Here is a 2266-nt window from a genome sequence, read left to right as displayed (position 1 = left end):
CCCGGTGCGGTCCCAAAGCGAAGCCTCCGTGGCGCTGTCCATGCTGCCTGTTGCCAGATGTCTGGAGTGATGAAACAGCTTTGCAAAAAGCTGAAAAAAATAACGATTTTTTGGGGGAAGAACTGCCAGCAGGCGTTTTTGATGAATCAGAAATTGCCCGTCTCTTCCCCAACGCTTAATTACTAAGTTAGGAGTTAGGAGTTTAGAAAAGTTAAAAGTTAGGAGTTAGGAGTTAGGAATAAAAACTCATAATTCATAACTCTTCACTATTAACTGATAACTTCTAAGTTATTACTCCTAACTTGAAAATCAAGGGGAGAAAAAACCAAAATGACTGTCGCTCAACAACCAGAAGCTTTAAACTTTGAATGTGAAACTGGAAATTACCATACCTTTTGCCCAATTAGCTGCGTGGCGTGGTTATACCAAAAAATTGAAGATAGCTTCTTTTTGGTGATTGGGACAAAAACTTGTGGCTACTTCCTGCAAAATGCGATGGGGGTGATGATTTTTGCTGAACCCCGCTATGCAATGGCAGAGTTGGAAGAGGGCGATATTTCGGCACAGCTGAATGATTATGAAGAGTTAAAGCGGTTGTGCTTGCAAATTAAACGCGATCGCAATCCTAGTGTAATTGTCTGGATTGGCACTTGCACCACCGAAATTATCAAAACAGATTTGGAAGGTTTGGCACCGAAGCTGGAATCCGAAATTGGGATTCCCATCGTTGTAGCGCGGGCAAATGGTCTAGATTACGCCTTCACCCAAGGGGAAGACACCGTATTAGCTGCTATGGCTAACCGTTGCCCTGATAAGACTCCGGTGGCGGAAACAGAGAAAAGTGAACGCAATGCGATCGCTAAATTGCTCAACTTCGGTAAAAAGAAAGAAGATGTCGCCCAAGATGAATCTGAGTACGTGGATCATCCACCCTTAGTTCTCTTTGGCTCCCTTCCCGACCCCGTAGTTACTCAGTTAACTTTGGAACTGAAGAAACAAGGTATCAAAGTTTCCGGCTGGCTACCCGCCAAGCGCTTCACTGAACTGCCAGTACTAGAAGAAGGGTATTATGTCGCTGGTGTCAACCCCTTCCTCAGCCGCACTGCTACCACCTTAATGCGTCGCCGCAAGTGTAAACTCATTGGCGCACCCTTCCCCATTGGCCCCGATGGCACCCGCGCTTGGATTGAGAAAATCTGCTCAGTGTTCGGTATTACTCCCAAGGGTTTGGATGAACGGGAAGCCCAAATTTGGGAAAGCTTGGAAGATTACGTGAAACTGATTCGCGGTAAGTCTGTATTCTTCATGGGTGATAACTTGCTGGAAATTTCCCAAGCAAGATTCTTAATCCGTTGTGGAATGACAGTTCACGAAATCGGCATTCCCTACATGGATAAGCGCTATCAAGCTGCTGAGTTGGCTTTGTTGGAGAAAACTTGCCAAGAAATGGGTTCACCTCTACCAAAGATTGTGGAGAAGCCGGATAATTACAATCAACTTCAACGGATTTATGAGTTGAAACCAGATTTGGTAATTACTGGTATGGCTCACGCTAACCCGTTGGAAGCACGCGGTATTAATACAAAGTGGTCGGTGGAGTTTACTTTTGCTCAAATTCACGGCTTTACGAATGCGCGTGACATATTAGAGTTGGTAACTCGTCCGTTGCGTCGGAATAATAATTTGAAAGATTTGGGTTGGGATAAGTTGGTGAAAGAAGAAGCGAAGATTTAGATTTGGATTTGGATTGAGCAACAGTATATGATAAAGGCGAACTTTTTGGGTTCGCCTTTTTTTGTGTCACAGAGGCGCAAAGGAAGAGCTACTAAAAATAGTTACAATCAGGTGGATATGGCTGAATAGACAGCATAATTGAGAAGATAATGTGATATCATGTCCGCTAAATTACTTATGATATGTCATTGCGAACGCAACGAAGTGAAGTGAAGCAATCGCAAGGGTTCGGGGATTGCTTCACTTCGTTCGCAATGACAATTGTTCAACCGGACATGATGTGATGCCTGAAATTTGTCGTTTTTTAGGAATTATCATTACTATGTACTATAACGACCATCCGCCCCCTCATTTCCATGTCCGCTACAATCAGCAAAAGGCAATTATTGATATAGAAACCTTATCAATTTTGGTTCTTCAGTTCATTTTATGGAACAGAATAATAAATAAAACCTAAAGATAGGCTAGATTTATTGCTGTGACTGGGTTTTAAGTTTTTGAGCCTTTCTATAAAACTGCGATTTTAATGCTC

2 protein-coding genes are annotated in these 2266 nt (G+C 42.9%); both read left to right on the top strand.

Annotation, left to right across the window (positions count from 1 at the left end; translation table 11 throughout):
* The first annotated feature begins 330 nt into the window (after positions 1-330).
* On the top strand, positions 331-1734 hold the full coding sequence (locus LC574_RS36535) for a ferredoxin:protochlorophyllide reductase (ATP-dependent) subunit N (protein ID WP_229458500.1): 1404 nt from the start codon (positions 331-333) through the stop codon (positions 1732-1734).
* 283 nt (positions 1735-2017) lie between these two features.
* Entirely contained in the window at positions 2018-2191 is a 174-nt protein-coding gene (locus LC574_RS36530; protein ID WP_267871809.1) for a DUF4160 domain-containing protein, read from the top strand.
* Positions 2192-2266 lie beyond the last annotated feature (75 nt).

The organism is Nostoc sp. CHAB 5715, assembly GCF_020829685.1.
GTDB lineage: Bacteria > Cyanobacteriota > Cyanobacteriia > Cyanobacteriales > Nostocaceae > Nostoc.
Note: the sequence above shows the minus strand (reverse complement) of the source record. Positions and strands in the feature narration are given on the sequence as shown.